Here is a 24,780-nt window from a genome sequence, read left to right on the forward strand (position 1 = left end):
CCTATCGCGCCGCGGCGGGCTGCCTGACGCGTATGGTGATCTTCTCCGACACGATGGGCGGCTCGAACGGATAGTGCTTGGCATCGCCCAGCACGAGTTGCAGCGTATGCGTCCCGGGTGGAAGCTCGAGAAGCGTTTCGGTCTGCCCTGCCCCGAAATGCAGATGCGACTTGTCCTGCAGGATCGGCTCCTTGGGATCGATGGGGTCGTTGACGTCGATCAGCAGATGATGATGACCGGCGTTCTGATACTCATCGCCGGCATGGGTCACACCCATGTTGCGCAAGCCGAACCGGACCCAGAATCCGCCGCGGACCTTCTGCCCGTCATGCGGGGTGATGAAATAGAGCTTTGCGTCCTTGGGAGCTGCCTTGCCTTGCGAAAAGGCCGTCGCCGGAAGCAATGCGAGCGCCGCCGCCAGCGCGACGCAACGAAGGATCTGCATCAAACCAACTCCTCCACTCAAGGGCTGAGCGCCACGCGGAAGCCGTGCGTCGGATAACGAACATGGGTGTCGTAGCCATCGCGGTTGGACGGCCGCACATATCTCGAATCGTTCTTCCAGGAGCCCGAGCGCAGGACATGAGCGCTGCAGTCCCCACTGCTCCATGCCGAGCCGTCGCCGGGCGCACCCTGATAGGTCTTGTGCCAGCAGTCCTCGACCCACTGGTCGACACCACCGCCCATGTCGTGGAGCCCGAACGGATTTGGCTTGAAGCTGCCGACCTTCGCCGGCTGCTCGGCCGCGAGGTCACCGCAATCCTTGCAACCGGCCATGCCCGGCTGCAGCTTGTCGCCCCACCAATATTTGGTCTGCGTTCCGCCCCGCGCGGCATATTCCCATTCGGCCTCGCTCGGAAGCCGATACGTCTTCTTCGTCGCCTGAGCGAGGTAGGCCGCATATTGCTGCGCGTCGGTCCAGCTCACATTGCTGACCGGCGCATCGTCCTTGCCGATGGCCGTGAAGCCGCACGCCTTTGCAGCGGCGCACTCGTTCCATTCCTGCACGGTCACCGGATATTTGCCGATCGAAAACGGCTTGACCGTCACCTGATGGACAGGACGCTCGGTCGGGTCGTCATTGCTTCCCATCGCAAAGCTGCCGCCGCGAATAGCCACCATCTCGGGTTCGCGGACGGGAATTGGCGATGGAGTTGGCGCCGGAGCGGGCGACGGGGATGACGAAGCCGACGAGGGAGAAGGCTGCGGCGTCTGCGGCGCGGCTTCGCGCGGCGGAGGCTGCGGGCTTGGCGATGCGGCAGGAGAAACGGTAGTGACGGCGGCCTGCTCGCTCACCCTGCCCGGTGTCTGAGCCAGCAGATACCACAGCACACCGGCGGCAATCACCGACAGCGTGATACCCAGGAGAAAGATCAGAGTATTCTCGCGCCGCCCCCGCGTCCTGCCGACCGCGTCTGCATCCGGCAGCACTTTATAGACGCGCACGGGATCGGTGATGTTCTTGACCTTGCGGTCCCCGAGCGACTCGTAACCGCACACGACCTTGTGCTTGATCTGCTCGTAGATCGCGCCGGAGATAAAGACCTGGCCTGGTTCGGCGATGCCCTCGATGCGCGTTGCGATGTTGACGCCGTCGCCGTAGACGTCGTCCGGCTCCACGATGACGTCACCGAGATTGACGCCAATCCGGTACTCGATCCGGGTCTCCTTCGGAAGCGAGGCGTTGCGGCCGATGAGATTCTGCTGGATGACGATGCTGCATCGGACGGCCTCGACCGGACTGTCGAAAATCGCGATGAAGCCATCGCCCGTCGTCTTCACCAGACTTCCATTGTGCTCGACGATGCTGGGCCGGATGAGATCCCGCTCGATCCGCTTGACGCGGACGTGCGTGCCCTCCTCGTCGGCCTGCATCAGGCGGCTGTAGGAAGCGATGTCACCGACAATGATGGCCGCGAGGCGACGAGGCATAGGGCCGTGCGAAGGCGGCTCGTCATTCCCGGATCTGAAGTTGCGAATTTCGCCCATTGCGGGGGGACTCCACAAACTTACAAAGGCAGGCCCCAGCCTACGACCGCTAGAGGCGATCGTCTGTGAAGGCTATCACATCGATGACGTCGGGTAATGTCGTAAGAACCGCAGGGCGTCAGGTTCCGAAAGGCGAAGGGGTCACGTCGAATGAACCTTCATGACCCCACCGATGACTAAAGCCCGGCGTGGAACTGATCACCTGGCTCCGCCCAGCGATGATCCTGTCAGATGTGCGGACGTTGAACGCGTCGCACCCGGGCCGCGTCTACAGCGTACAGCTCAGCTGCTGCACGCGAGGCCATCATGAAGCTTTTTCTCGTTGCTGCCGTCTTCCTTGCCGCATTCGGCGCTGCTCATGCCGAAGAGGCCGACGATATCCGTGAGGCCAGCAAGGCCGAAGTCGAGACCTTCGACGCGCGTATGTATGCGGGCTCACCCGGCAACAAGGCCTATGCCTGCTTCGTGCGGCGCTACGATGCCGAGCATCTTGCGCGCCATCCGAAGCAGAAGGTCGCCGCGATGAAGCTGCTGATCTCGGCGGAAGAGGACACGGAGGACAAGCAGCTCCACAACACCTTCCGCCTCGGCTTCAGATATCGTCACCGCTCCGGCGATTTCGACTCCAGCGGCTCCTGTCATCACGCCGTGTTCACCAAGGACGGCACCGAAATCCGCCTGGGTTGCGGCGTCGACTGCGAGGGTGGCGGCATCGGCGTCGCGCTCTCAAGGGACGACAAATCGGCGATCGTGCGGCTCGCGCGAGTCAGGGTCTGGCCGAACAACAAGCCGGATGACTATGCTGAACTATCACTGGTCGCCGGTGCCGATGACGGGATTTTCCGCCTAGATCGAACGGACAACAAGGAATGCGCCTCGCTCGTGACCGACCGCAAGGAACTCGCCGCGCTCCGCCACAAATGATATGCGTCCGGCGCAATCGAGGGAGATCGTCATGAACCGCCGGAACATGTTGTGGAGCGCCGTCTCGGGCCTGGGCGCGGCGCTTGGCGCCTCCAGCGCGAAGGCCGCGGCGGACGCCGGCACGGGCAACAGGCTGAAGGTGGTCTATCATTTGAGCGATGCCGAGAAGGTCAATTTCGTGCTCGGCAATATCCAGAACCACATCGACGGCGTCGGCGGTCCGGACCATGTGACGATCGCGCTGGTGATTCACGGGCCGGCGCTGAAGGCGTTTCACTCGGCGCAGGCCAATCCTGACATCAGCAAGCGCGTCGGCGATTTCACCAAGGACGGCGTCGAGCTTGCCGCCTGCGGCAACACCATGAAGGCGCAGAACGTCACGCTCACGGAACTCTTGCCGGGCTTCGTCAGCGCGGAGAAGGGCGGCGTGGTCCGCTTGGCCGAGCTCCAGTCGCAGGGCTATCTCTATCTGCGGCCGTAGGTAGCAGCGAAAGTGGTACGCTCCCTCCCCCGCTTGCGGGGGAGGGTCGGGGAGAGGGTGTCTCAGCAATCGAGAACCCCAAGTGGAGAGAGCCCTCACCCGGCGCTGCGCGCCGACCTCTCGCGCATGCGGGAGAGGTAAGAGGAGTTTGCGGGATCACTTCCCACACCAATCCGCTTCCCCTTGACACATCTATAACTCCACGGTTATGAATATCCATAACTTACAGGTTATGGATATTATGCCCGCTGCCGCCCACGACCTTCTGTTCAGGACGCTCGCCGACCCCACCCGTCGGGCGATCTTCGAGCGATTGTGCCGCGAGGGCGAACAGACGGTCGGGGCCCTGACGGCACTGTCGGGCGTTTCCCAGCCAGCGGTCTCAAAACATCTCGGTGCGCTGAAGCAGGCTGGCCTCGTGCGTGACCGGCATCAAGGGCGGCAGACGCATTACAGCGCCCAGCCCGGCGCGCTCAATCCGCTGATCGACTGGACCAGCCAGATGGCCGGATTCTGGCAAAACCGGCTCGATGCGCTCGACGATCTCCTGAAGAGGATGGACCAATGAACGAATCCGCGAGCGAAACCCGATCTGTCGTCGTCGAGCGCGAATTTGCCTTTCCGGCAGAGCGGATCTGGCGCGCGCTGACGCAGCCGTATCTGATCGAGGAATGGCTGATGAAGAACGACTTCAAGCCGAACGTGGGCCACCGCTTCAATCTTCGCGGCGAGTGGGGCGGCGTGCTGGACTGCGAGGTCCTCACCATCGAGCCGCAGAAGACGCTCGCCTACACCTGGAATTTCTCGCATGACGACGCGGCGTTCGATCTCAAGAGCGTCGTGACCTTCACGCTGACCCCGACGGACGCAGGCACGCATCTGCGCGTCGAGCAAGCGGGCTTCAGCCCGACGCAGAAGCAGGCTTTTGGCGGCGCGCATGCCGGCTGGAAGCAGTTTCTCGCCAAGCTGGACGAGCTGCTGGCAAGGGCAGACTAGCTCGGCCACCGGCCTTCATTCGATCATCTCAAGAGGAGGTTTCATTGACCGGAAACATGTGGGTTCGGCAGATCCATCGCTGGCTGTCGATCGCTTTCACGCTGGCCGTCACCGCCAACATCGTCGCCATGACCATGCAGCTCCAGGCCATCTGGATCGGCTTCCTCGCGCTGGTCCCGTTGATCCCGTTGCTCGCGACCGGGCTCTATTTGTTCGCGCAGCCCTATTTCGGCCGGCGCGACGGCACGCAACAGGAAGCGCGATCGTGACAAAGGCCGCGACCGCGACAAAGAAGGACGCGAATGGACCGTCGCCCTCCAAGCTGATCGACGGCAGGATCAAGGAGCTCGGCGACTGGCGCGGCGACATGCTCGGGCGAATCCGTGCCCTGATCAAGGAGGCCGATCCTGATGTCGTCGAGGAATGGAAATGGCGCGGCGTGCCGGTGTGGGAGCACGACGGCATCATCTGCACCGGCGAGACCTACAAGGCCGTGGTAAAGATGACGTTTGCCAAGGGCGCGGCGCTGGACGATCCCGCCGGCCTGTTCAACTCGAGCCTCGACGGCAACGTGCGCCGCGCGATCGACATTCGCGAGGGCGAGAAGATCAACGAAAAGGCGTTGAAGGCGCTGATCCGCGCGGCCGTGGGGCTGAATGCGTCCAAAGCCAAGAAGAAGCCAGCGAAACGTTCCGGATAGAACAGCCGTTGTAGAGCCAGAACGCTTTCCTTCTCCCCTTGTGGGAGAAGGTGGCGCGAAGCGCCGGATGACCGCAGTGAGCTTGTGTCTCCCGGCGTCGCCGCCCTCTCCCACAAGGGGCGAGGGCACATCAACGCGCATCTCGCGTATTGCTCCGCGTAGTCAGCCGTCCTCAGGCCACCGCCGAGATCGGGCGCGGGCTCACGACATATTCGCGCAGCACCTTGTCGTTGGCGTCGACCTCGATCAGCGCAACGTCGTAGGTCCAGAGATCGGCCAGATGCTGGAGCACGCGCTTGGCGTCGGTCTCGTTGAGCTGCGCGCCCTTGATGACATGATGATGCAGGATCAGCCGCCGGTCGCCGGAGAGATCGACGTCGACCACCTCGATGTTGGCGTCGATGTAGCCGACATCGTGCTGCCGTGCCAGTTCGCGCCGGACGCGGCGGAAGCCGCGCTCGTCGTGAATGGCGTCGACCCGGATGCCGGCGCGTTCCTCGGGATCGTCATGCAAGTGGAACATGCGGAGGTGCCGCATCAGCTTCGGACTCAGGAACTGGGCGATAAAACTCTCGTCGCGGTAGTTGGCCCAGACGTCGCGCAGCACGCCCATCACGTCGTTCTTGCCGGCGATGTCCGGGAACCACTCGCGGTCCTCGTCTTCCGGCCGGGTGACGATGCGCTCGATGTCCTGCATCATGGCGAAGCCGAGCGCGTAAGGATTGAAGCCGGAAAAGCGCTGGTCGTCGAATTCGGGCTGGAACACGACATTGGTGTGCGACTGCAGGAATTCGAGGAAATTGCCGTCGCTGATGCGGCCCTGCTGATGCAGCTTGGTCATGATGCGATAGTGGACGTAGGTCGCCGTCCCCTCGTTCATCACCTTGGTCTGGCTCTGCGGATAGAAATATTGCGCGATGTGTCGGACGACGCGCAACAGCTCGCGCTGCCAGGGCGCCAGCCGCGGCGCACTCTTCTCGAGGAAATACAGCAGGTTTTCCTGCGGCAGGCCGAGCAGCTTGCGGCGGCGTTCGATGCTGAGCGCGGACCGGGTCTTGCTCTTTCCCGCCGGCACGGTGCGCCAGAGGTCGTTGAAGACCTCCTCCTCATGCTGGCGGCGGCGCCCTGCCCGCTTCTCTTCGGCGCGGAGATCGAGCTTCTTCTTGCCGGGATAGCGGTCGATCCCGTGCGACATCAGCGCATGCGCGGCATCGAGGGTGCGCTCGACCTCGACGCGGCCGTAGCGATCCTCGCATTGCATGACGTAGTTCTTGGCGAAATCCAGATAGTCCAGGATGCCGTCGGCGTCGGTCCATTGCTTGAACAGATAGTTGTTCTTGAAGAAATGATTGTGGCCGAAGGCGGCGTGCGCGATCACGAGGGTCTGCATCGTCGCCGTGTTCTCCTCCATCAGGTAGGAGATGCAGGGCGAGGAGTTGATCACGATCTCATAGGCGAGCCCCATCAGGCCCTTGCGGTATGAGGCCTCGTGATACGCAAAGTGCTTTCCGAACGACCAGTGTTTGTAGAACAGCGGCATGCCGACGGACGAATAGGCGTCCAGCATCTGCTCGGCGGTGATCACCTCGATCTGGTTCGGATAGACGTTGAGCCCGAGATCTTTCGTCGCCACCTCCTCGCAGGCATCCGTGATGCGCTGCAAGGTGTGGAAATCCCAATCGGCGCCTTCGAACAAGCGTTCCGTCATGGAGCGGCTTTCTCCTGGGCAGTGTCGCGGCGCTGGAACAGATCGTGGAACACCGGAAAAATCTCGCTGCGCTCGCTGACCTTGCGCATCGAGAGCGGCGCGCCGCTGTTGCGCAGGCGCTCGTAGAGGGTCCAGAGCGAGGAATCGGACAGATCGAAGGCGCTGCCGCCGGACTCGCCGACCTCGAGGTAGGCGAAGAACTGGCAGACCGGCAGGATCTTGTCGGTCAGCAGCATGCCCGCGAGCTCGCCGTCGGAATAGGAATTGTCGCCGTCGGAGGCCTGCGCGGCGTAGATATTCCAGTCCGACGGACTGAAGCGTTCGCGCACGATCTCGTGCATGGCCTGCAGCGCGCTGGAGACCAGCGTGCCGCCGGAAGCCGGGCCGTAGAAGAAGGTCTGCTCGTCCACCTCCTCGGCGCGATCGGTGTGGCGGATGAAGACGATGTCGACGTGCTTGTAGCGGCGCTTCAGGAACACGTAGAGCAGCATGTAGAAGCGCTTGGCGAGATCCTTCATGTGCTCGGACATCGAGCCCGACACGTCCATCAGGCAGAACATCACGGCCTGGGCAACGGGCTTGGGCACCGTCTCGAAGCGGCGATAGCGGATGTCGAGCGGATCGATGAAGGGAATGCGCTTGGACTTCGCCTTCAGTTTTTCGAGCTGGGCCATCAGCAGCAGACGCTCGTCCTCATCCGCGCAGGCAGCGATGGCGGATTCCAGCTCTTCGATCTCCTCCTTGCTGGGACGCTTGAGCGCGATACGGCGCGCCATTGCGCGCCGAACCGTCCGGCTCACCGAGATGTTGGATGGCGAGCCCGACGTGGTGTAGCCGGCGCGCTGGATGCCCTCGCTCTCGGTCTGCGCGATCTTGCGCTTGGCGAGATCGGGAAGTTCGAGATCATCGAGGAAGAGATCGACGAATTCGTCGCGGCTGAGCACGAAGCGGAAGGCGTCCTCGCTGTCGCCTTCGCCGGGACCGGAATCCTTGGCGCTGCCCTGGCCGGAGCGCTGGAGATAGTCGCCCTCGATGAACTTCTTGTTCCCGGGCAACACCATGTCGCGCGTTCCGCCGTCGCGGCGGAAACGCGGCTCGTGCATGCCGTCGAGCGGAATGGTGACCTCGCCACCCTCCAGGACGTCCTTGATGTCGCGTTCCTGCGAGGTCTTCTTGACGGCGCCCTGCACCAGGGATTTGGCCCGACGCAAGAACCGCTGCCGGTTCTCGAGACTCTTGCCGCCTGGATTCAGGCGCCTGTCAATAATGTGAATCGGCACTTTTCCATCCGCCTCAACCGGCCTGCTTCACGCGCATGTACCATTCGACGAGCCGGCGAACCTGACGCTCGGTGTAGCCGCGCTCCACCATGCGTGCGACGAACTCGCCGTGCTTCTTCTCCGTCTCGCCGTCCTTCTTCGACCCGAAGGAGATGACCGGAAGCAGGTCCTCGACCTGGGAGAATATCCGCTTTTCGATCACATCGCGAATCTTCTCGTAGGAGATCCAGGTCGGATTCTTGCCCCCGTTCTGGGCGCGCGACCGTAACGAGAATTTGACCACCTCGTTGCGGAAATCCTTCGGGTTGGCGATGCCCGCCGGCTTCTCGATCTTGGTCAATTCCTGGTTCAAGAGTTCGCGATCAAGCAGCTGGCCGGTGTCGGCATCCTTGAAATCCTGGTCCTCGATCCAGGCGTCGGCGTAGTCGACGTAGCGGTCGAACAGGTTCTGGCCGTAATCCGAGTAGGATTCGAGATAAGCCTTCTGGATCTCGTTGCCGATGAACTCGGCATAACGCGGTGCAAGGTCGGCCTTGATGAATTCGAGGTAGCGCTTCTCGATTTCCTCGGGCAGCTGCTCGCGCTTGATCGATTGCTCCAGCGCGTACATCAGATGCACGGCGTCGGCGGCGACTTCCTGCGGATCATGGTTGAAGGTCGCAGCCAGGATCTTGAAGGCAAAGCGGGTGGAAACACCGTCCATGCCCTCGTCGACGCCGGCGGCATCGCGATATTCCTGGACGCTGCGCGCCTTCGGATCGGTCTCCTTCAGGCTCTCGCCGTCGTAAACCCTCATCTTGGCGTAGGTCGTGGAATTTTCGTGCTTGCGCAGGCGCGACATCACCGAGAACCGCGCCAATGTCTCCAGCGTCGCGGGCGCGCAAGGCGCGGCCGCGAGCTCGGAGCCCTGGATCAGCTTCTCGTAGATCTTCTGCTCTTCCGTGATCCGCAGGCAATAAGGCACCTTGATCACGCAGATGCGGTCGATGAAGGCCTCGTTGTTCTTGTTGGCCTTGAAGCTCGACCACTCGGCCTCGTTGGAGTGCGCGAGGATGACGCCGGTGAACGGGATCGCGCCGATATTCTCGGTGCCGATGTAGTTGCCTTCCTGCGTCGCGGTGAGCAGCGGATGCAGCATCTTGATTGGCGCCTTGAACATCTCGACGAACTCGAGCACGCCCTGGTTGGCGCGATTAAGGCCGCCGGAATAGCTGTAGGCGTCGGGATCGTTCTGCGCGTAGGTTTCGAGCTTGCGGATGTCGACCTTGCCGACCAGCGAGGAGATGTCCTGGTTGTTCTCGTCACCCGGCTCGGTCTTGGCGATCCCGATCTGGCGCAACCGCGACGGCTGGATCTTTGCGACCCGAAACTGGGAAATGTCGCCGCCGAAGGCTTCCAGCCGCTTGTAGCACCACGGGCTCATCAGGCCGGTGAGACGGCGGCGCGGAATGCCGTATTTCTCTTCCAGCATCGGGCCGAGCTGATCCGGATCGAACAGGCTGAGCGGGCTTTCGAACACGGGCGAGAGCTCGTCGCCGGCCTTGAGCACGTAGATTGGATGCACTTCCATCAGCGACTTGAGCCGTTCGGCGAGTGAGGACTTGCCGCCGCCGACCGGACCGAGCAGATATAGGATCTGCTTGCGCTCTTCGAGGCCCTGCGCCGCGTGACGGAAGAAACCGACGATGCGCTCGATGGTTTCTTCCATGCCGTAGAAGCCGGCGAAGGCCGGATAGGTGCGGATCGTGCGGTTCAAAAAAATACGGCCAAGGCGTGGGTCCTTGGCCGTGTCAATCGTCTGGGGCTCACCGATCGCTGCTAGCAGTCGTTCGGCCGCGTTCGCGTATTTCATGGGATCGCTTCGACACGATTCCAGATATTCCGCCATCGACATGTCGTGTTGGCTTCTCGCCTCGAACGACTTAGCGAAAGCGTTGAATAGAGAATCGTTATACATGATCCCTCTCCGCGTGAGTTCCGCTACACAATTGAACGAAAGCAGCGACCGGACCGTTCCTTAGCGCCACTCTCGAATCAGCGTGAGCACATGACGATCATTCGACACCCGGGCGCCTTCTCGGCGCAACGCACAACGTAGGCACAGGGTGAGTTACGAACAGGCACCTGCCTGATATTTGAGCGAATCTTTGTCTATATTGGCTCATTTCCAGAAAATGTCACTCGCTCGCAACATCCGGGCATTACCGGGGATGCGTTCATCCGGCGCTGCATCATAGCCGTCTGCGAACGGCGATCTTATGACGCTTGTACGGCGAAGCCTTGGGTGCCGCGTTCATCTTCCTGCTGCAATGCGGTGCGTGGACCGCTGGCGGCGTGACAGTCGCGGCAAGCGCGCAGCAGTGTATCAAAATCGGTCGCCAGGCCCTCCGACCGGATGACGATGCGGTCGTCCCTCACGCAGCGGGCCAAGCCGCGGATGCTGCTGAGCTGCCGCTGCAGAGCCGGCGTCGGGGCCAGCACGATCACCTTGCGCCCGCGGCGTTCTTCAGCCGAAATCTCCGCGATCGAGTCCCACAGCAGAAATTCATTGCCGATGCGGAGATCGCGAATGCCGTAGGGGGTGACGATCACCACCGATCCCCGTTCGGCGGGGAGCACCCAGATCAGCCCACCGGTCATCAGGGCGAACACCACCACGCCGGCATAGCCGAGCATCGTGTCGTAATGGCCAAAAGCATTCCACCAGCCCAAGGCGAGCGTTGCGCTGAGCAGCGTCATGGCGAAGCCCGTTACGACCAGCAGCCGCAGTCGGGTCGTACATGGACCGATTTCGAGATCGTGGGACGCATCGACGCATCCGGTCGACGTGACCGATCGGGGTCTGTCCGTGACAGCGAGCGCCGGACGGTCATGATGTGCTTGCATGCCTTCCCCCAGCATGGCCATTCGCGACCGAGCCACAATGCATCAGGCGGACCGGAATCCGCTGATGAGTACTCCGCGCAGCCGCTAGCGGCGAGGCGAGGCTGCTGACGTTACACAACGAGGCCCGGCCGATTCCTCACGGCCAACAACCCTTTACGCAACTTGCGCCACCTCTACGCCGATCGCCATGATCGCGACGGAGTTACACTGGAGGATATGACGCCCATACCCTTGATTGGTTCCCTCAAGGAAGCATGTAAGCTAGAGGATAGCGCGTCAGGACCGGCGCGGAAACCCCTCGCCCGCAGGCTTGGAGATAAATTAGCATCATGAATCCCGTCAAAGAACTGGAAAAGCACGGACAAGCCGTCTGGCTGGACTTCCTGGCCCGTGGCTTCATCGCCAAGGGCGACCTGAAGCGGCTGATCGACACCGACGGCGTCAAGGGCATCACCTCCAACCCCTCGATCTTCGAGAAAGCGATCGGCAGCTCCGACGAGTACGACGCGCCGATCGGCAAGGCGTTGAAGCGCGGCGACCGGTCGGTCGCCGACCTGTTCGAGGCCGTCGCGGTCGAGGACATCCAGAACGCCGCCGACGTGCTGCGCCCGGTCTACGACCGCCTCAAGGGCGGCGACGGCTATGTCAGCCTGGAAGTCTCGCCCTATCTGGCGATGGACACCAGCGGCACGGTCACCGAGGCGCGGCGGCTCTGGAAGGACGTCAATCGCAAGAACCTGATGGTGAAGGTGCCGGCAACGCCGGAGGGCCTGCCGGCAATCGAGACCCTGATCGGCGACGGCATCAGCATCAACATCACGCTGTTGTTCTCCAGGGACGTCTATCTGCAGGTCGCCGAGGCCTATCTCGCCGGTCTGGAGAAATACGTCGCAGGTGGCGGCGACCCCTCGCACGTGGCGAGCGTGGCGAGCTTCTTCGTCAGCCGTATCGACTCGGTGGTCGACAAGCAGCTCGACGACAAGATCGCCCGCGCCAACGATCCGAGCGAAAAGGAACGGCTCGCTGCGCTGAAAGGCAAGGTCGCGATCGCCAATGCGAAGGTCGCCTACCAGGATTACAAGCGGCTTTTCTCGGGTCCCCGCTGGGACAAGCTCGCGGCCAAAGGCGCCAAACCGCAGCGCATGCTGTGGGCCTCGACCGGCACCAAAAACAAGGACTACAGCGACGTCCTCTATGTCGAGGAATTGATCGGTCCCGACACCATCAACACCGTGCCGCCGGCGACACTGGATGCGTTCCGCGACCACGGCACGCCGCGCGACAGCCTGGAAGAGAATGTCGACGACGCCAGGCGCGTGCTGGAAGAACTGGAGCGCTCCGGCGTCTCGCTCGACGCCATCACCGAGGAGCTCGTCAAGGACGGCGTCAGGCAGTTTGCCGATGCCGCCGACAAGCTCTATGGCGCGGTCGCCCACAAGCGCGCCACCGTGCTCGGGCCCGCGATCGACCGCCAGCTGCTCTCGCTCGGCGACGGTCTCGGCAAGGCCGTGGCCAAGAGCACCGAGGAATGGCGTGCGTCGGCAAAGATCCGCCGGCTGTGGCAACGCGACAAATCGGTCTGGACCGGCACCGACGAGGACAAATGGCTCGGCTGGCTCGACAGCGCCGCCAAGGCCGACGTCGCCGACTATGAGGATTATGCCAGCCGCGTGAAAGGCCAGAAATTTTCCGACGCCGTCGTGCTCGGCATGGGCGGGTCAAGCCTCGGGCCGGAGGTGCTGGCCGAGACCTTCGGCAAGAAGCCCGGGTTCCCGAAGCTGCACGTGCTGGATTCCACCGATCCGGCGCAGGTGCGGGCAATGGAGGCCAGGATCGACATCGCCAACACCGTGTTCATCGTCTCCAGCAAATCCGGCGGCACCACCGAACCGAATGCGATGAAGGATTATTTCCACGAGCGCGTCGCGCAGGCGGTCGGGCCGAAGGTCAAGACCGGCCATCGCTTCATTGCGGTCACCGATCCCGGATCGTCGCTGGAAAAGGCGGCGAAGACGCTGAACTATGCGCGCATCTTCCACGGCGAGCCCTCCATCGGTGGACGCTACTCGGTGCTCTCGCCGTTCGGCCTGGTGCCGGCGGCAACCGCGGGCATCGATATCAAGACCTTCGTCAAGCATGCGCTTGCGATGGCCCGCTCCTGCGGACCGGACGTGCCGCCAGCCGAGAACCCCGGCGTGCAGCTCGGCCTTGCCATGGGCCATGCAGCCCTCGAAGGCCGCGACAAGGTGACGATCCTGTCGTCGAAGAAGATCGCCGATTTCGGCGCCTGGGCCGAGCAGCTCATCGCGGAATCGACCGGCAAGGACGGCAAGGGCCTGATCCCGATCGACGGCGAGCCGCTGGGCGAGCCCGCGGTCTACGGCAATGACCGGCTCTTCATCGACATCCGTATCGAGGGCGAAGCGGACGCCGCCCATGACTCACAGCTTGCTGCGATCGAAGCGGCCGGCCATCCCGTCGTGCGCATCGTGATGAAGTCGATCGACCATCTCGGCCAGGAGTTCTTCCGCTTCGAAATGGCAACGGCGGTGGCGGGCAGCATCCTCGGCATCAACCCGTTCGACCAGCCGGACGTGGAAGCGGCCAAGATGAAGACCCGGGAGCTCACGGCGTCGTTCGAGAAGACCGGCTCGCTGCCGGCCGAACGGCCGGTGGTCAGCACCACCGAGGCTGATCTCTACACCGACGAGACCAATGCCGCGGCCCTACGCGCCGCCGGCGCCAACGGCGACCTCACCTCATGGCTGAAAGCGCATCTGTCGCGCTCCAACCATGGCGATTACGTCGCCCTGCTCGGCTACATCGCCCGCGACAAGGCGACGATCGACGCACTCCAGGCCATGCGGCTCGAAGTCCGCGAGAAGCGACATGTCGCAACCTGCGCCGAGTTCGGACCGCGCTTCCTGCACTCGACAGGACAGGCCTACAAGGGCGGCCCCGACAGCGGCGTGTTCCTCCAGATCACTGCCGACGATGCCAAGGACTTGCCGGTGCCGGGTCAGAAGGCCAGCTTCGGCGTCATCAAGGCCGCGCAGGCGCGCGGCGACTTCGACGTGCTCACCGAGCGCGGCCGGCGCGCGCTGCGGGTCCACCTGAAGGGCGGGCTCAAGAAGGGTCTCGCGGCGCTCAATGCGGCGCTCAACGACGCACTGAACTAAGGGAATTTCTCAAATGCAACTCGGCATGATCGGCCTCGGCCGGATGGGCGGCAACATCGTTCGCCGGCTGATGCGCCAGGGACATTCGACCGTGGTCTACGACAAGGACGCCAAGGCCGTCGCGGGCCTTGCCGCAGACGGCGCTGTCGGGTCGGCGACGCTCGAAGAGTTCATTGCGAAACTGGAGCGGCCGCGCACGGCCTGGGTGATGCTGCCGGCCGGCCACATCACCGAGACCACGATCAACACGATCGCGGGCGCGATGCAGGACGGCGACGTCATCATCGACGGCGGCAACACGTTCTGGCAGGACGACGTGCGCCGCGGCAAGGCGCTGAAGGAGCGCGGCATCCACTATGTCGACGTCGGCACCTCCGGCGGAGTCTGGGGCCTCGACCGTGGCTATTGCATGATGATCGGCGGCGAGAAACAGGTGGTCGATCGGCTCGATCCGATCTTCGCCGCGCTCGCGCCCGGCGCCGGCGACATTCCACGCACGGAGGGACGTGAGGGGCGCGATCCCCGCATCGAACAGGGCTACATCCATGCCGGCCCTGTCGGCGCCGGTCATTTCGTCAAGATGATCCACAACGGCATCGAATACGGCCTGATGCAGGCCTACGCCGAAGGTTTTGATATCCTCAAGAACGCCAACATCGACGCCTTGCCGGCGGATCATCGTTACGATTTCGATCTCGCCGATATCGCCGAAGTGTGGCGGCGCGGCAGCGTGATCCCGTCCTGGCTGCTCGACCTCACCTCGACCGCACTCGCCGACAGCCCGGCGTTGACGGAATACTCCGGCTTCGTCGAGGATTCCGGCGAAGGCCGCTGGACCGTGAACGCCGCAATCGACGAGGCCGTGCCGGCCGAAGTCCTGACCGCGGCGCTGTTCGCACGTTTCCGTTCCCGCAAGGAACACACCTTCGCCGAGAAAATTCTCTCAGCGATGCGAGCCGGCTTCGGCGGCCATAAGGAGCCGAAGCAGTCGGCTGCTTCGAAGCCCAAATAGCTCGAAGCTGAAGTAGAACGTAATCAAGCGAAGGCCAACAGTTCGTGACAAAAGACCCGCAGCCAAAGCGCAAGCCGGAAAATTGCGCCTTCGTCATCTTTGGCGTGACCGGAGATCTCACCCATCGGCTGGTGATGCCCTCGCTCTACAATCTGGCGGCCGAGCATCTGTTACCGGAAAAGTTCTGCGTGGTCGGCGTCGCCCGCCGGGGCCAGTCGGACGACGAGCTGCGCGACAGCCTGTTGAAGGGCTTGCGCCAGTTCGCGACCCGTCCGGTGGACGACGACATTGCCAAGAAGCTGCTGGAATGCGTGACCTTCGTCGAAGCCGACGCAAAGGATCCGCCATCCTTTGATCGCCTGCGCGAGCATCTGGATTCCCTGGAATGCGCCCAGGACACCGGCGGCAACCGGCTGTTTTATCTCGCGACGCCGCCGGCGGCGTTCGCGCCGACCGCGCGCGAGCTCGGCCGCACCGGCATGATGAAGGAGAACGGCGCGTGGCGGCGGCTGGTGATCGAAAAGCCGTTCGGCACCGACCTCGCCTCCGCGCGCGCGCTGAATGGCGAGCTGCTGAAGATCATGGACGAGCACCAGATCTACCGGATCGATCACTATCTCGGCAAGGAGACGGTGCAGAACATCCTGGTGCTGCGCTTTGCCAACGGCATGTTCGAGCCGATCTGGAATCGCAACCATATCGACCACATCCAGATCACGGTGGAGGAAAAACTCGGCGTCGGCCATCGCGGCGGCTTCTACGACGCGACCGGCGCGCTGCGCGACATGGTGCCGAACCACCTGTTTCAGCTGATGTCGCTGGTCGCGATGGAGCCGCCGGCGCGTTTCGACGCCCATTCCGTGCGCTCCGAGAAGGCCGAGATTCTGACCTCGATCCAGCGCCCGAGCGAAGAGGAAGCGCTGAAGAGCTCGGTGCGCGCCCAGTATCTCTCGGGGCGCATCGGCGACGATGAGATCCCGGACTATCGCAAGACCGAGGACGTCAAGCCCGGCAGCACCACCGAGACCTATGTCGCGCTGAAGCTGATGATCGACAATTGGCGCTGGGCCGGCGTACCGTTCTATTTGCGTACCGGCAAGGCACTCGGCCACAAGCGCACCGAGGTCGCGATCAAGTTCAAGCAGGCGCCGCTGTCGATGTTCTCAGGCACGGCTGTCGATCGCCTCTCGCAGAACTTCCTCACCATCGGCATCGCACCGACCGAGACCATCGAGCTCCAGTTCAACGCCAAGATCCCGGGGCCGAGCGTCACCATCGACGGCGTCGAGATGAAGTTCCGCTACGGCGACTATTTCCGGGCCGATCCCTCGACCGGCTATGAGACGCTGATCTACGACTGCATGATCGGCGACAACATCCTGTTCCAGCGCGCCGACGGCATCGAAGCCGGATGGCAGGCGGTGCAGCCATTCCTGGACGCCTGGAAGAACGCGGGCAGCAACGGCATCGAGACCTATCAAGCCGGCAGCGACGGCCCCGCCTGCGCCGATGAATTGCTCCGCCGCGACGGCCGAAGCTGGCGTAAGTTTTCGTGATGGCGACGGCCGGACAGCCGAAGCTGATCGTCGAGCCCGACGCCGTGGCTCTCGCCCAAGCCGCGGCCGAACGGGTGATGGCGCGAATCGCGGCCAATCCCGGGCGCATCGCGATCTGCCTGACCGGCGGCTCCAGCCCAAAGAAGCTCTATCAGCTGCTGGGCAGCGACGCCTGGCGCGAAAAGATCCCGTGGGAGCGCGTGCACTGGTTCATCGGTGACGAGCGCTTCGTGCCCGAAAGCGATCCCCTCCACAACATGGCGGTGGCGCGCGCGACCTTCCTCGATCACAACGCGCCCTCCGGCCATGTTCACCCGATCCCGACGACGGCAGACACCCCCGATCAGAGCGCCGAAGCCTATGCGCGCGAGTTGCAGGCTTTCTACGGCGCAGAAAGCCTGGATCCGGCACGGCCGCTGTTCGACATGGTCTTGATGGGTGCGGGCCCGGACGGCCACACGGCTTCGCTCTTCCCCGGCTACCCCGCCATCGAGGAGACGGGACGCTGGGTGGTCGGCGTCCCCAAGGCCAATGTTGCGCCCTTCGTGCCGCGGGTCTCGCTCACCCTGCCCGCGCTGGCGTCCTGCCGCGAAATGCTGTTCGAGATAGCGGGGCACGACAAGCAGCCGATCTTGACGCGCCTGCTCAATGGCGAGACTCTGCCGGCTGTACGCGCGCGCTCGAATGGCGAGACCGTCTGGCTGGTCGACCAGGCCGCGCTTCCGGAGGGAATTCGTGGCGGGCGTTGAAGCACCTTGTGCATTGATCGTGATGGGCGTGTCGGGCTCGGGCAAGAGCACGGTTGCAAAAGCCCTCGGCGAGCGCCTCGGCTGGCGATTCGAGGACGGCGACAGCTTTCACCCCGCCAGCAATGTCGAGAAGATGCGGGCCGGCCATCCCCTCACCGACGAGGACCGCTGGCCCTGGCTCAACGCCATCGCCGACGAGATCGCGCGGGTCTGCGACAAGGGCGAGCACGTGATCATCGCCTGCTCGGCGCTGAAGCATACTTATCGGGACGTGCTCCTGCGCGGACGCGACGACGTCCGCTTCGTCTTCCTGAGGGGCACGAAGGAGCTGATCGCCGCTCGCCTCGCGCAACGCAAGGGGCACTTCATGCCGCCCGGCCTGCTGACGAGCCAGTTCAACACGCTGGAGCCGCCGGAGGCTGGCGAGCACGTGATCACCGTCTCGATCGACGAATCCGTGGAAGCGATCGTGGACGGCGCGGTGCGGCAGTTGAAACTGGGCGGCGCGAAACGCTGAGGCCAAATACCCAAGGGACCGCCATGACAAAAATCTCGCTCGTCGTCTCGGACGTCGACGGTACGCTGCTGACCAAGGACAAGACGCTGACCGACCGCGCGAGGTCCGCGGTGCAGCGGCTGCACCAGGCCGGCATCGGTTTCACGATTACGTCGAGCCGCCCCGCGATCGGCATGCGCTTCCTGATCGAGCCGCTGGCGCTCTGGCTGCCGGTCGGCCCGTTCAACGGCTCCTCGATCGTCGATCCCGAGATGAATCCGGTCGAACAGCATCTCATCCCGGCCGGCGCGGCCGAGCGAAGCTTGCAGATTCTCCGGGCCTTCGGCGCCGACATCTGGCTATTCACCACCGACAAGTGGCTGATCGACAGGCCTGATGGCCAATACGTCGCTCACGAGCAGCACACCATCCGCTCCGATCCCACCATCGTCACGGACTTTTCACCCTATCTCGCGAGCGCCTGCAAGATCGTCGGAGCCAGCGCCGATGCAGCCGGCCTCGAAGCTTGCGAAAAGGCGATGCAGAAGGCGCTCGGCAGCGAGGCGATGGCGGTGCGCTCGCAGACCTATTACCTCGACATCACCCCGCCCGGCTTCGACAAGGGCACATTCGTGCAAGCCATGGCCAGGCGCCTCGGCATTTCAACGGACGCGGTCGCCACCATCGGCGACATGCAGAACGACCTCGCGATGTTCCGCGTCAGCGGCACCTCGATCGCCATGGGCAACGCCGCCGACAACGTCAAGGACCAGGCGACCCACGTCACCGCGACCAACGAGCAGGACGGTTTTGCGGAAGCGATGGAGATGATCTTGAAGCGGAACGAGGTCGCCTAGGTCACTGCTTCGACCGCTGCATCGCCGGCTTCTGGCTGCCCTGCCTTGCCGCCGACAGATTATGCGCGGTGTTGACCAGCGCGATATGGGTCAGCGCCTGCGGGAAATTGCCGGTCTGACGCCTGGCGCCTGAATCATATTCCTCGGCCAGCAGCCCGACGTCATTTGCGATACCGACCACGCGATCGAACAAGACCTGCGCCTTGTCGAGATCGCCCGACAGCACATGGGCATCGGCCAACCACAAGCTGCAGGCGAGGAAGGCGCCTTCGAGCGGGGGTTGCCCCGCAGGCACCTCGCGGGGATCGTGCCGCAGCACGAAGCCGTCGCGCAGCATGTGCTTTTCCACCGCCGCGATGGTGCCGCGCATGCGCGGATCCGACGCTTCCAGGAAGCCGACGCCCGGCAGCAGTAGCACGCTGGCATCGAGCAGCTTCGAGCCGTAGGACTCCACGAAGGCATTCTCCTCCGCGTCGAAGCCCCGGTTGCAGACGTCGCGATGAATGGCATCGCGCAAGGTACGCCAGTGCAGCAGCGGCGCCTTGAAGCCGAAGGTCTCGGCGCTCTTGATGCCGCGGTCGAAGGCGACCCAGGTCATCACCTTGGAGAAGACATAATGCTTCGGCTGTCCGCGCCGCTCCCAGATGCCATGATCGGGCTGGTCCCAGACTTCGGCGAGATGCTTGAGCACGGCGCATTCCAACGCCCAGCTCTCGTCGTCGAGCTTGAGCTTGGCCATGCGCGACTGGTGGAAGGCATCGATCAGTTCGCCGTAGACGTCGAGCTGGAGCTGCGCATGCGCGGCGTTGCCGACGCGCACCGGCTGCGCGCCCTCGTAACCGTCGAGCCAACCGGCTTCCCATTCCAGCAGCCGCCGCTGGCCCCAGATGCCGTACATGATCTGCATGTTCGACGGCGAGCCGGCTGCCGCACGCAACAGCCAATTGTGCCAGGCCGAGGCTTCCTCGGTATAGCCTGAGTTCATCAGAGCCAGCAGCGTGAAGGTGGCATCGCGCAGCCAGCAGAAGCGGTAGTCCCAATTCCTGGCGCCGCCGAGCTTCTCCGGCAACGAGGTGGTCGGCGCCGCGACGATGCCGCCGGTCGGACCGAAGGTCAGCGCCTTGAGCGTGATCAGCGAGCGCACGATCAGGTCGCGATAGTCGCCATCGCGATTGCAGTGGCTGCACCACTCCTGCCAGAATTTCTCGGTCTCCTGGAGCGCGAGTTCCGGGTCGATCGGCGGGGGCGGCGCGAGATGCGAGGGGCCGTAGGTCAGCACGAACGGCACGGTCTCGCCGGCCCTCACCTCGAAATCCGAAACCGTGGTCAGATCCTCGCCGCGGGTCTTCGCCGGCGTCCGCAGCACGGTCATGTCCTGCCCGGCGACCGCCAGCAGGGAATGGTCGATCCTCCGCACCCACGGGATGTCGACGCCGAAGCCGAAGCGGATCACGAGCTCCATCCGCATCTTCACCGTGCCGCTGACGCCGCGGACCAGCCGCACGATGTCGGAGGCTTTGCCGCGCGGCGGCATGAAGTCGATCAGCGCAACGGTGCCGCTTTTCGTCTCAAAGCGCGTTTCGAGGATGAGGGTGTCGCCGAGATAGCGGCGCGACGTCGCGGTGACGTCCTCGCCCGGCGCGATCAGCCAGCGGCCGTTCTTGTGGGTGCCGAGGAGCGCGGCAAAGCAGGCGTCGGAATCGAAGGCCGGCCAGCACAGCCAGTCGATCGAGCCGTTGCGGCCGACCAGCGCCGCGGTCTCGCAGTCGCCGATCAGCGCATAGTCCTCGATTTTCTGAGACAATGTCGTGCGAGCCTCGAAAACGGCGTCCTGGACGACCCGGCGATCAACGCCCGCCGGGCAACGAGCGTTCCCGTGTGGCGGCCTTCAAAGCCGCGAGATCGACCTTCGAGGCGATCTTGTCGAGCGTCACTGGCAGGCGCTGGCGCCAGTTCGGATGCTCATCGATCGTGCCGGGAATGTTGGGCTGGTCGATCACGCCGAGCAGATCCTCCAGCGACACCGCAAGCAGCCGCGACGGCGTGCGCGACAGGAAGGCGAGCACCGAATAGACATCATTGGCACGGATGCCGTTGGCACGCAGGATCTCGTCGAGCAGGCCGAGCGCATCCCAGCGGGCCTGATCGTTCTCGCCGGGATCGAGCCCGAGCGAGCGCTTCATCTTGAGATCGCTGAAGGAGCGCCAGCCGGCATAGGTCGACAAATCATGCGTGTTCAGCGTCACCAGCGCGTTGGGCCGGTAGTGATCGACGGGCCGGAAGTGACCGGCATCGTCGCGCTCGAACATCATGACGAGATAGGACCAGATGCCGAAATCCTGCATGGTCTCGCGAAAACCTTCCGGCACCGTGCCGAGGTCCTCGCCGATCACGATGCACTTATGGGCCGCGCTCTCGCGCGCCACGGTCGCTAGCAGCGCATCGAACGGCATCTGCACATAGGCGCCGTTGTCGGGCTTGAAGCCGCGCGGCACCAGATAAAGCCGCTTCAGGCCCAGCACGTGATCGAGACGGATGGCCCCGGAATGGCGCATCGAAGCCGCGAGCATATCGGCGAACGGCACGAAGGATTGCGCCTCCAGGCCGCCGGCATTGAAGCCGGCGAGGCCCCAATCCTGGCCGACGGTGTTGAGCACGTCCGGCGGCGCGCCGACGGCGAGATGACGGGAAATCGCCCCCTGCTCGTTCCAGGCATCGAAGCCGTTCGACTGCACGCCGACGGCAACGTCGAGATAAAGCCCGACCCGCATGCCGAGCTGGCCGGCCAGCTCCTTGGCGGCATGCAACTGGCTATCGGCGGTCCATTGCACGAATTCGACGAACTCGACCTCGTGCTTGTCGGGCCCGCTGCGCAGCTCGGCGCATTTCGCCTCGTCCGGCTGCTGCCATTCCATCGGCCATTCCCACCACGGCGCCGCGAAGCGATGACGGAGCACCTCGAAACAGGCAAAGCGGGACAACAGCGGCGCGCGAGCCGCGCGGAAGGCGTCGAACTGGTTGCGGCGGACGCCGCTCGCGGTTTTCACGAAGCTGTCGAAGGCGGCGCGCAAGGCCAACCATTTCAAGGCCGCCATATCCGGATAGGGCACACGATCGCCTTTACGGAGCCGCGCGGCGGTCGCGGCCGCGTCGGGGACGAGGTCGGGAGAAAATTCCGGGATCGCCTCGACGTCGATATAGAGCGGATTGAGAAACAGCCGGCTGTTCGGCGAATAGGGGCTGCAGTCCGCCGGATGGTCGTCGAACAACACATGTAGGGGATTGAGCCCGACGCCGTCGGCCCCCAACTGCTTGGCGAGCCGGACGAGACCGGCGAGGTCGGTGAAATCGCCGATGCCCCAATTGCGGTCCGAGCGGACGCTGTAGAGCTGCACGGCAAGCAGCCAGCCGCGGTCGAAATCGCCGCCAAAGGCCCGCTCCGGCGCCACGATCATCGGCACTTCTTCGGTCACGCCTTCGGCATCGGTCAGCGTCAGGCGGTGATAGCCGAGCGGCAGGCCGGCGGGCCAGGCAATCACGGGCTCGCGCGTCTCGCCTTGCGCGATCAAATTGCCGTTGCCCGTGATCTTCCATTTGAGTGGCGGCGCACCGATCGTCGTCAATTCGGTGCGCGGATGTCCCAAGGCGCGTACCACCACGGGCCCGCTGACGAAGCGGTAAACCCGCTTCTCCGGCAGGGCGTCGAGGATGGATTTGAGGGCCACGGGATCGGTGACCCGCAGCTTTCCGAGGGCATCGACGAATTCGGATTGAACGCCCTTGATCCGGGCTTGAGCTAAAAGATCCATTCGGCACGCAGCTTGCAGGCCATTTTTTGGCCGGGGGCATCGATTTTAACGAGGTCGCGGAAGAGGTTAGTCAGGGTTAACTCGCGAGCCGCGCCTGCCGTTCCCAACGGAACCAATGACACACAAGCGGCTTTCTATAGTGGTATCAAGCGTAGGTTCCCGGCAAGGGAAACGGGCTCCTGCTTTCTTGTCAATGGCATCACCGTGAACAAGACAATTCAAACTGTCGAGAGTGCCGCAGCGGGCAGCACTTTCCTCATCGAAGACGTCTATCCCCTGATCGACGGCGGGCGCTTCCCCGTGAAGCGGATTGCGCGCGAACCGGTCGAGGTCTGGGCCGACATCTACCGCGACGGCGACGCCGTGATCGGCGCAGCGCTGATCTGGCGACAGGAGCAGGACCGCGAATGGCAGAGCGAGCCGATGATCCCTCACGGCAATGACCGCTGGTCCGGCGCGTTCACACCCGTCGAGCCCGGCAAATATGTCTATGCGATCGAAGCCTGGACCGACGAGTTCGCGACGTGGTCGCACGCGGTCGCGCGCAAGCAGCGCTCCGGCGCCGACGTCACGCTCGATGCGATCGAGGGCGCCGGCCTCCTGACCAAGGCGCATGGCGCGCAGCAGGACGCCGCCGCTCTCATCGTCAGGCAATGCGAGGACTATCTTCAGACCGGCGACGTTGCCCCGCTGCTGGCAACCGAGCTCGGCGCAGCCATGGCGGAGAGCCAGTTGCGGCCCGACCTCACGCGCTCGGCGCTATTCCCACTGTTCGTCGACCGCGACAAGGCACGCTTCGGCGCCTGGTATCAGATGATGCCGCGCAGCCAGAGCGCGGTGCCGGGACAGCACGGCACACTCCGCGACTGCATAGCGCGCGTGCCCGACATCGCCGCGATGGGCTTTGACGTGCTCTACTTCACGCCGATCCATCCCATTGGCCGCAGCCGGCGCAAGGGCCGCAATAATGCTCCGGTAGCGGGCGACGGCGATTCCGGCTCGCCTTATGCGATCGGCGCCATCGAGGGCGGGCACGATGCGCTGCACCCCGAACTCGGCACGATCGAGGATTTTCGCGCGCTGGTCGCGACCTGCCTGGAATACGGCCTCGAACTCGCGCTCGACTTCGCCGTGCAATGCTCGCCGGACCACCCGTGGCTGACGCAGCATCCGGAATGGTTCAAATGGCGGCCGGACCGCTCGGTGCGGACGGCTGACGGCCCCTATTCCGATATCGTCATCCCCGATTTCACGTCCCTCGACCGGGCTGGACTGTGGAATGCGTTTCGCGACGCCATGCTGTTCTGGATCGACCACGGCGTCACCATCTTCGCCATCGACAATCACGACACCGCGCCGCTCGCTTTCTGGGAGTGGCTGATCCGTGACATCCGCCGCCGGCATCCCGAGGTGATCCTGTTCTCCAAGACGTTCGCGCGCCCGAAGCTGATGAAGGGGCTCGCCAAGCTCGGCTTTGCACAATCGTTCAGCTATTTCCCCTGGCGCACGGCAAAGTGGGAGCTGGAGCAATATCTCGGCGAGCTGACGCGCTACCCCGAACGTGAATTCTATCGGCCGAACCTGTTCGTGAACACGCCCGATCTTTTGCCCTATCATCTCCAGGGCGGCGAGACATGGGCGTTCAAATCCCGCGTCGCGCTGGCGGCGACCTTGTCCGGCAGTTACGGCGTCTACAGCGGATTCGAGTTGCTGGAGCACGACGCGGTCCCCGGCCGCGAGGAATATCTCGACTCCGAGAAATACCAGATCAAGCAGCGCGACTGGAACAAGCCCGGCAACATCAAGGCCTACATCACGGAGCTCAATCGCATCCGCAATGAGAATGCTGCGCTTCAGCAGACGGCGAACCTGCGCTTCCTCGGCATCGAAGACGGCGAGACGATCGCCTTCGTCAAGGAAGCGACCGGCCCGGCCAACATCGTCGTGGCCGTTGTTGCGCTCTCGCGCCACGCGCGCGAATTCTGGTTGCCGCTCGGCGACGTCACGGTTGACGCCGGCGGGCAGCGACACCATGTGTCGGCACTCGAAAACCTCCTCACCGGCGAACAGGCCCGCATCGAATGGGGCGGGATCAGGTTGCGTATCGATCCCGAGCGCGATCCGGCGCTGCTGTTCCGTTGCCTGGCGTAAGGGCGCA

Annotated in this window: 21 protein-coding genes; 13 read left to right on the forward strand and 8 right to left on the reverse strand. The window is 63.8% G+C overall.

The genetic code is table 11. From position 1 onward, the window contains the following. Window position 1 precedes the first annotated feature (1 nt). A complete protein-coding gene (locus tag GWG67_RS10395) occupies window positions 2–445 on the reverse strand; it encodes a DUF4399 domain-containing protein (RefSeq protein WP_275169265.1) in 444 nt (147 codons plus the stop codon). Window positions 446–462: 17 nt separating this feature from the next. Continuing rightward, the gene (locus tag GWG67_RS10400; protein ID WP_275169266.1) at window positions 463–1,989 is read right to left on the reverse strand and encodes an SUMF1/EgtB/PvdO family nonheme iron enzyme; all 1,527 of its coding nucleotides are present in this window, start codon (window positions 1,987–1,989) and stop codon (window positions 463–465) included. Window positions 1,990–2,295: 306 nt separating this feature from the next. On the opposite strand from GWG67_RS10400, the gene GWG67_RS10405 reads away from it, so the two are divergent. From GWG67_RS10405 to GWG67_RS10430, 6 genes are all read left to right on the forward strand, one after another. Further along, window positions 2,296–2,913 carry a hypothetical protein gene (locus GWG67_RS10405; RefSeq protein WP_275169267.1) on the forward strand — a complete coding sequence of 206 codons (618 nt, stop codon included), beginning with the start codon at window positions 2,296–2,298 and terminating at the stop codon, window positions 2,911–2,913. Window positions 2,914–2,944: 31 nt separating this feature from the next. Further along, entirely contained in the window at window positions 2,945–3,394 is a 450-nt protein-coding gene (locus GWG67_RS10410; protein ID WP_275169268.1) for a DsrE family protein, read from the forward strand. A gap of 241 nt (window positions 3,395–3,635) precedes the next feature. After that, entirely contained in the window at window positions 3,636–3,962 is a 327-nt protein-coding gene (locus tag GWG67_RS10415; protein ID WP_007595691.1) for a helix-turn-helix transcriptional regulator, read from the forward strand. Further along, window positions 3,959–4,390 carry an SRPBCC domain-containing protein gene (locus tag GWG67_RS10420; RefSeq protein ID WP_275169269.1) on the forward strand — a complete coding sequence of 144 codons (432 nt, stop codon included), beginning with the start codon at window positions 3,959–3,961 and terminating at the stop codon, window positions 4,388–4,390. The genes GWG67_RS10415 and GWG67_RS10420 overlap by 4 nt, the downstream gene beginning before the upstream one ends. Window positions 4,391–4,434: 44 nt before the next feature. Further along, window positions 4,435–4,659, forward strand: a complete 225-nt coding sequence (locus tag GWG67_RS10425) for a hypothetical protein (RefSeq protein WP_275169270.1) — start codon at window positions 4,435–4,437, stop codon at window positions 4,657–4,659. Next, window positions 4,656–5,090, forward strand: coding sequence for a DUF1801 domain-containing protein (locus GWG67_RS10430; protein ID WP_275169271.1), 435 nt, complete (start codon window positions 4,656–4,658; stop codon window positions 5,088–5,090). The genes GWG67_RS10425 and GWG67_RS10430 overlap by 4 nt, the downstream gene beginning before the upstream one ends. A gap of 172 nt (window positions 5,091–5,262) precedes the next feature. Here the strand turns inward: GWG67_RS10430 and GWG67_RS10435 are convergent, their stop codons facing one another. The 4 genes from GWG67_RS10435 to GWG67_RS10450 all read right to left on the reverse strand — a co-directional run bounded on the left by GWG67_RS10435 (window position 5,263) and on the right by GWG67_RS10450 (window position 10,985). Beyond that, window positions 5,263–6,798, reverse strand: a complete 1,536-nt coding sequence (locus tag GWG67_RS10435) for a SpoVR family protein (protein ID WP_275169272.1) — start codon at window positions 6,796–6,798, stop codon at window positions 5,263–5,265. Next, entirely contained in the window at window positions 6,795–8,072 is a 1,278-nt protein-coding gene (locus GWG67_RS10440; RefSeq protein ID WP_275169688.1) for a YeaH/YhbH family protein, read from the reverse strand. The genes GWG67_RS10435 and GWG67_RS10440 overlap by 4 nt, the downstream gene beginning before the upstream one ends. A gap of 19 nt (window positions 8,073–8,091) precedes the next feature. Continuing rightward, the gene (locus GWG67_RS10445) at window positions 8,092–10,035 is read right to left on the reverse strand and encodes a PrkA family serine protein kinase (RefSeq protein ID WP_275169273.1); all 1,944 of its coding nucleotides are present in this window, start codon (window positions 10,033–10,035) and stop codon (window positions 8,092–8,094) included. A 299-nt stretch (window positions 10,036–10,334) separates the two neighbouring features. Further along, window positions 10,335–10,985, reverse strand: a complete 651-nt coding sequence (locus GWG67_RS10450; protein WP_275169274.1) for a hypothetical protein — start codon at window positions 10,983–10,985, stop codon at window positions 10,335–10,337. A gap of 308 nt (window positions 10,986–11,293) precedes the next feature. On the opposite strand from GWG67_RS10450, the gene GWG67_RS10455 reads away from it, so the two are divergent. From GWG67_RS10455 to GWG67_RS10480, 6 genes are read left to right on the forward strand one after another with little or no spacing between them, the layout of a single operon-like run. Next, window positions 11,294–14,143: a bifunctional transaldolase/phosoglucose isomerase gene (locus GWG67_RS10455; protein ID WP_275169275.1), complete on the forward strand. Its 2,850-nt coding sequence runs from the start codon at window positions 11,294–11,296 to the stop codon at window positions 14,141–14,143. A gap of 13 nt (window positions 14,144–14,156) precedes the next feature. After that, entirely contained in the window at window positions 14,157–15,155 is a 999-nt protein-coding gene (gene gnd, locus GWG67_RS10460; protein WP_275169276.1) for a phosphogluconate dehydrogenase (NAD(+)-dependent, decarboxylating), read from the forward strand. A 44-nt stretch (window positions 15,156–15,199) separates the two neighbouring features. Then, on the forward strand, window positions 15,200–16,711 hold the full coding sequence (gene zwf / locus GWG67_RS10465; RefSeq protein ID WP_275169277.1) for a glucose-6-phosphate dehydrogenase: 1,512 nt from the start codon (window positions 15,200–15,202) through the stop codon (window positions 16,709–16,711). Continuing rightward, complete coding sequence (pgl, locus tag GWG67_RS10470; protein WP_275169278.1) at window positions 16,711–17,460, forward strand: 6-phosphogluconolactonase; 750 nt, start codon at window positions 16,711–16,713, stop codon at window positions 17,458–17,460. Before zwf ends, pgl begins: the two co-directional genes overlap by 1 nt. After that, complete coding sequence (locus GWG67_RS10475; protein ID WP_106945853.1) at window positions 17,447–17,977, forward strand: gluconokinase; 531 nt, start codon at window positions 17,447–17,449, stop codon at window positions 17,975–17,977. Before pgl ends, GWG67_RS10475 begins: the two co-directional genes overlap by 14 nt. A 23-nt stretch (window positions 17,978–18,000) precedes the next feature. Continuing rightward, window positions 18,001–18,813: an HAD family hydrolase gene (locus tag GWG67_RS10480; RefSeq protein ID WP_275169279.1), complete on the forward strand. Its 813-nt coding sequence runs from the start codon at window positions 18,001–18,003 to the stop codon at window positions 18,811–18,813. A gap of 1 nt (window position 18,814) precedes the next feature. Here the strand turns inward: GWG67_RS10480 and GWG67_RS10485 are convergent, their stop codons facing one another. Both GWG67_RS10485 and malQ read right to left on the reverse strand, forming a co-directional pair. Then, a complete protein-coding gene (locus GWG67_RS10485; protein WP_275169280.1) occupies window positions 18,815–20,617 on the reverse strand; it encodes a glycoside hydrolase family 15 protein in 1,803 nt (600 codons plus the stop codon). Window positions 20,618–20,660: 43 nt separating this feature from the next. Further along, window positions 20,661–22,622, reverse strand: a complete 1,962-nt coding sequence (gene malQ / locus GWG67_RS10490) for a 4-alpha-glucanotransferase (protein WP_275169281.1) — start codon at window positions 22,620–22,622, stop codon at window positions 20,661–20,663. A 204-nt stretch (window positions 22,623–22,826) separates the two neighbouring features. Here malQ and GWG67_RS10495 point away from each other — a divergent pair, with 204 nt between their 5' ends. Continuing rightward, window positions 22,827–24,773: a maltotransferase domain-containing protein gene (locus GWG67_RS10495; protein ID WP_275169282.1), complete on the forward strand. Its 1,947-nt coding sequence runs from the start codon at window positions 22,827–22,829 to the stop codon at window positions 24,771–24,773. Window positions 24,774–24,780: the final 7 nt, after the last annotated feature.

The sequence above is a fragment of the Bradyrhizobium sp. CSS354 genome, assembly GCF_029051725.1.
Classification (GTDB): Bacteria; Pseudomonadota; Alphaproteobacteria; order Rhizobiales; family Xanthobacteraceae; genus Bradyrhizobium.